The organism is Asticcacaulis sp., from assembly GCF_035497195.1.
Lineage (GTDB): Bacteria > Pseudomonadota > Alphaproteobacteria > Caulobacterales > Caulobacteraceae > Asticcacaulis.
In genome coordinates this window covers 1-4,589 of record NZ_DATJDZ010000007.1, presented here as the reverse complement: position 1 = coordinate 4,589, position 4,589 = coordinate 1, and the positions used below count along the sequence as shown (strand labels likewise).

The 4,589-nt window shown below is 61.7% G+C and carries 7 protein-coding genes; all 7 read left to right on the top strand.

The genetic code is table 11. The features are described from left to right. Positions 1-1,191 (top strand): elongation factor Tu (gene tuf / locus VL130_RS02095; protein WP_325360626.1); only part of this gene is annotated, 1,191 nt, incomplete at its 5' end. 414 nt (positions 1,192-1,605) lie between these two features. Further along, the gene (gene rpsJ / locus VL130_RS02090) at positions 1,606-1,917 is read left to right on the top strand and encodes a 30S ribosomal protein S10 (protein ID WP_007082173.1); all 312 of its coding nucleotides are present in this window, start codon (positions 1,606-1,608) and stop codon (positions 1,915-1,917) included. 20 nt (positions 1,918-1,937) lie between these two features. Next, on the top strand, positions 1,938-2,579 hold the full coding sequence (rplC, locus tag VL130_RS02085; protein WP_007082174.1) for a 50S ribosomal protein L3: 642 nt from the start codon (positions 1,938-1,940) through the stop codon (positions 2,577-2,579). An 11-nt stretch (positions 2,580-2,590) separates the two neighbouring features. Beyond that, positions 2,591-3,193 carry a 50S ribosomal protein L4 gene (gene rplD / locus VL130_RS02080; protein WP_007082175.1) on the top strand — a complete coding sequence of 201 codons (603 nt, stop codon included), beginning with the start codon at positions 2,591-2,593 and terminating at the stop codon, positions 3,191-3,193. Continuing rightward, entirely contained in the window at positions 3,190-3,483 is a 294-nt protein-coding gene (rplW, locus tag VL130_RS02075) for a 50S ribosomal protein L23 (RefSeq protein WP_007082176.1), read from the top strand. Before rplD ends, rplW begins: the two co-directional genes overlap by 4 nt. Before the next feature lie 17 nt (positions 3,484-3,500). Next, entirely contained in the window at positions 3,501-4,325 is an 825-nt protein-coding gene (gene rplB, locus VL130_RS02070) for a 50S ribosomal protein L2 (RefSeq protein ID WP_007082177.1), read from the top strand. A 12-nt stretch (positions 4,326-4,337) separates the two neighbouring features. Beyond that, the coding region (gene rpsS / locus VL130_RS02065; protein WP_325360621.1) for a 30S ribosomal protein S19 at positions 4,338-4,589 on the top strand (252 nt) is incomplete at its 3' end.

Sequence of the window (4,589 nt, the reverse complement as noted above, 5' to 3'; positions counted from 1 at the left end):
ATGGCGAAGGCAAAGTTTGAGCGGAACAAGCCGCACTGCAACATCGGCACGATTGGTCACGTTGACCATGGCAAGACGTCGTTGACGGCAGCGATCACGAAGGTGCTTGCGGAAGCAGGCGGCGCAACGTTCACAGCCTATGACCAGATCGACAAGGCGCCGGAAGAGAAGGCGCGCGGGATCACGATTTCGACCTCGCATGTCGAATATGAAACCGCCAATCGCCATTACGCCCATGTCGATTGCCCGGGCCACGCCGACTATGTGAAGAACATGATCACCGGCGCCGCCCAGATGGACGGCGGGATCCTGGTGGTGTCTGCCGCTGACGGCCCGATGCCGCAAACCCGCGAACACATTCTGCTGGCCCGCCAGGTCGGCGTGCCCGCGCTGGTCGTGTTCATGAACAAATGCGACATGGTGGACGATCCGGAACTGCTGGATCTGGTTGAGATGGAAGTGCGTGAACTTCTGTCGAGCTACCAGTTCCCGGGCGACGATATTCCAATCATTCGCGGTTCGGCGCTGATGGCGCTGGAAGGCAAGAACCCCGAACTCGGCCATGATGCGGTTCTGGCGCTGATGAAGGCGGTGGACGAATATATCCCGCAGCCGGAACGCCCGATCGATCAGCCGTTCCTGATGCCGATCGAAGACGTGTTCTCCATCTCGGGCCGTGGCACGGTTGTGACCGGCCGTGTGGAACGCGGTGTCGTGAAGGTCGGCGAAACGGTGGAAATCATCGGCATCAAGCCGACCTCGACCACCACGGTGACCGGCGTTGAAATGTTCCGCAAGCTACTCGATCAGGGCCAGGCGGGGGACAATATCGGTGCATTGCTGCGCGGTGTTGACCGTGAAGGCATTGAACGCGGTCAGGTCCTGGCGAAGCCGGGTTCTGTGACGCCGCACACGAACTTCATCGCGGAAGCGTATATTCTGACGAAAGACGAAGGTGGCCGTCACACGCCGTTCTTCGCCAACTACCGCCCGCAATTCTACTTCCGCACAACGGACGTGACGGGCATCGTGAAACTGCCGGAAGGCACCGAAATGGTGATGCCGGGCGACAACGTGTCGGTTGAAGTCGAACTGATCGTGCCGATCGCGATGGAAGAAAAACTGCGTTTCGCCATCCGCGAAGGCGGCCGTACCGTCGGCGCTGGCGTGGTGGCGAAAGTCATCAAGTAAAGCCGTCAATCACGAGGCCGCCGCGCGCGGCCTCGTGTGCATTCCCGCGGAGGCCCCGTCGATCGATGTGTCGAGGGGGCTTCACTAAGCGGAAGTTTGCAGATATACTTCGCAGCTTGCTTATCGACGGACATGGTTTCCGTCGATCTACCGCGAAATGAGACACAGGAAGTGTTTCGAGTTCGCTGGCCGAGGACGGCCCTCGCAATCTCACTCGATCAAAGGCACTGCCGATGATCGGTTTTTTTGCGCGAAGGCAAATGCTGGTCCAGGCGAGCCGTCAACGTTCGCCTGGGCTTTTCGAATTTGGGGCGGCGTGTTCGGCGGCCCCGATGTGGTGCAGAAACAGGTTGTGCGGATCGGTGAGAAGCCGTTCCGTTTCACATTACGTTCTTTCGACAACAGGACACGGTTATGGCGAACCAGAAGATTCGGATTCGGCTGAAGGCATACGATCACCGACTGATCGACCGCTCGGCCAGCGAGATTGTCGAGACCGCCAAGCGCACTGGCGCAACGGTACTCGGCCCGATCCCGCTCCCGACCAAGATCGAGCGCTACACGATCCTCACGTCCCCGCATGTGGACAAGGATGCGCGCGATCAGTACGAGACCCGCACGCACAAGCGTGTACTCGACATTGTCGACCCGAACGACAAAACCGTGGACGCGCTCATGAAGCTTGATCTCGCCGCTGGCGTCGATGTTCAGATCAAGCTCGGTTGAGCGACAGACAGGATACGAAGATGAGTATCGGATTGGTTGGCCGCAAATGCGGCATGAGTCGCCTCTTCACTGAAGATGGTCGCTCGATTCCGGTGACGCTGATCGAAGCGACCCCGAATCGCGTGACCCAGCTGAAGACGGAAGATAACGATGGCTACAGCGCCGTCCAGGTTTCAGCGGGCACCAAGCGCGCGAACCTGTTGACCCAGCCGCTGAAGGGTCATTACGCGAAGGCGAAGGTCGAGCCGGGTCGTGGCTTGTGGGAATTCCGCGTGTCCGCCGATGACCTCGGCAAGTACAGCGTCGGTGCCGACATCAAGGCGGACGAGGTGTTCAGCGTCGGCCAGATCGTCGATGTCGCCGGTGTGTCGAAGGGCAAGGGCTTCCAGGGCACGATCAAGCGCTGGAACTTCAAGATGGGTGACGCCACCCACGGTAACTCGCTGTCGCATCGCGCGCCGGGTTCCATCGGTCAGCGTCAGACCCCGGGTCGCGTTTTCCCGGGCAAGAAGATGGCCGGTCACATGGGTGCGGTCAACCGCACACAGCAGGGTCTGGAAGTGGTCAAGGTCGACGCCGAGCGTCATCTGATCGCGGTGAAGGGCGCGGTCCCCGGTGCAACCGGTGGCGACGTCATCATCCGCCCGACGACGAAGAGCTGAGGAGAGACGCCATGGAACTCAATGTCATTGGTGCCAAGTCGCTCAGCGTGTCCGACGAAGTGTTCGGCGGTGAGTACAAGAAGGCCCTGGTTCACCAGGTCGTGGTGGCCTATCAGGCCGCCGGCCGCGCCGGTACGAAGGCGCAGCTCTCGCGTGGCGAGATGTCCGGTACCACCAAGAAGTTCAAGAAGCAGAAGGGCGGCGGCGCCCGTCACGGCGATTACCGCGCTCCGATCTTCATCGGTGGTGGTGTCACGTTTGCCGCCAAGCCGCGCAGCTACGAGCAGAAGGTCAACCGCAAGGCCTACCGCGTGGCGATCCGCTCGATTTTCTCCGAGCTGATTCGTCAGGATCGCCTGAAGGTGGTCGAGAGCTTCGGCATCGAAACGCCGAAGACCTCCGCAATGGTTGCCAAGCTGGCCGAACTGGACGTTTCCGGTCGCGTGCTGCTGGTGTCCGAAGATGCGTCCGAGTCGGTGTTTCTGGCCGCGCGCAACATCCCCTATATCCATGTGCTGGACGTGATGGGCCTGAACCCCGTCAGCCTCGTCGGCTCCGACCACGTAGTGGTGACGGTCGATGCGGTGAAGAAGATCGAGGAGTGGCTGGCATGAACAACGAACGCATTCTCGATACGCTGCGTGCGCCGCACATTTCCGAGAAATCGGCGCGTCTGGCCGAGCACAACCAGTACGTATTCGTGGTCGCCCCTGCGGCAACCAAGGCCGATGTCCGCGCTGCCGTGGAGAAGCTGTTCGACGTGAAAGTCGAGCAGGTGAACCTCGTCAACACGAAAGGCAAGGTCAAGTCCTTCCGTTTCCGCGCTGGCAGCCGCCAGGGCAAGCGCAAGGCCTATGTGCGTCTTGCCGATGGCCAGACCATCGACGTGTCCGCCAAGGCCTGAGCCAGGAGTTCTTTGAGATGGCACTAATCAACCACAAGCCGACCTCGCCAGGCCGTCGCGACGCCGTCAGCGTCAAGACGGAAGGCCTGTACAAGGGTGCGCCGTACGCGGCGTTGACCGAGTCGCAGTCCCGCAGCGGCGGTCGCAACCATCATGGCCGCATCACCGTGCGTCATCGCGGCGGCGGTCACAAGCAGCATTACCGCATCATCGATTTCAAGCGTGACAAGGAAGGCATCGCCGCCCGCGTCGAGCGCATCGAATACGATCCGAACCGCACCGCGCACATCGCGCTGCTGTGCTACGCCGATGGCGAGCGTCGGTACATCATCGCGCCCAAGGGCGTGCAGGTGGACGATCGCCTGGTGTCCGGTCGTGACGCGCCGATCAAGGCCGGCAACTGCCTGCAGCTGCGCAACATCCCGATGGGCAGCACGATCCATTGCATCGAGCTGCGTCCGGGCAAGGGCGCGCAGATCGCCCGCAGCGCCGGCGCCTCGGTGCAGCTGGTGGCGCGCGAGTCCGGCTACGCCACGCTGCGTCTTCGCTCCGGCGAAATGCGTCGCGTCTCGGTCGACTGCCGCGCCACCATCGGTGAGGTCGGCAACGGCGAGCACAGCCTGAAGAAACTCGGCAAGGCCGGCGCCAAGCGCTGGCTGGGTATCCGCCCGACCGTCCGCGGTGTGGTGATGAACCCGGTCGACCATCCGCACGGCGGTGGTGAAGGCAAGACCTCCGGCGGTCGTCATCCGGTCAGCCCGTGGGGCACGCCGGCGAAGGGTTACAAGACCCGCAACAACAAGCGCACGCAGCAGTTCATCGTGCGTCGTCGTACGAAGTAACAGGAAACCGACATGCCTCGCTCTCTGAAGAAAGGTCCGTTCGTCGACCTTCACCTCGTAAAGAAGGTGGAAGCTGCGGTTTCCGCCAACAACAAGCGTCCGATCAAGACCTGGTCGCGCCGCTCGATGATCCTGCCGGAAATGGTCGGCTTGACCATCGCCATCCACAACGGCCGTCAGCACGTGCCCGTCCTGATCAACGAGAACATGGTCGGGCACAAGCTCGGCGAGTTCGCGGTGACCCGTACGTTCAAGGGCCATGTC